The organism is Paraburkholderia sp. SIMBA_054 (assembly GCF_046534875.1).
In the GTDB taxonomy this organism is placed as follows: Bacteria; Pseudomonadota; Gammaproteobacteria; order Burkholderiales; family Burkholderiaceae; genus Paraburkholderia; species Paraburkholderia hospita.
The window spans coordinates 1-234 of sequence record NZ_JAWRXV010001773.1 but is presented as its reverse complement, the minus strand read 5'-3'; the positions used below and the strand labels follow the sequence as shown (position 1 = coordinate 234).

Genomic DNA, 234 nt, shown 5'->3' with positions numbered 1-234 from the left:
CATCGACTTCGACGCGATGGTCAAGACCGTCGGCGCCGAGCTGGCCGAGCGCGTGCGCGACGCCACCCTGCGCATCTACCGTTTCGCGGCCGACTTCGCCGCCGAGCGCGGCATCCTGCTGGCCGACACCAAGTTCGAGTTCGGCACCGATGCCGACGGCCGCCTGTACATCATGGACGAGATGCTGACGCCGGACTCCTCGCGCTACTGGCCGGCCGACCAGTACGAGGTTGG

General features: G+C 68.4%; 1 protein-coding gene. It reads left to right on the top strand.

Going from position 1 to position 234, the window contains the following annotated elements:
• Nucleotides 1-234: phosphoribosylaminoimidazolesuccinocarboxamide synthase (locus SB822_RS61190; protein WP_410859674.1), on the top strand; the 234-nt coding region annotated here is incomplete at both ends.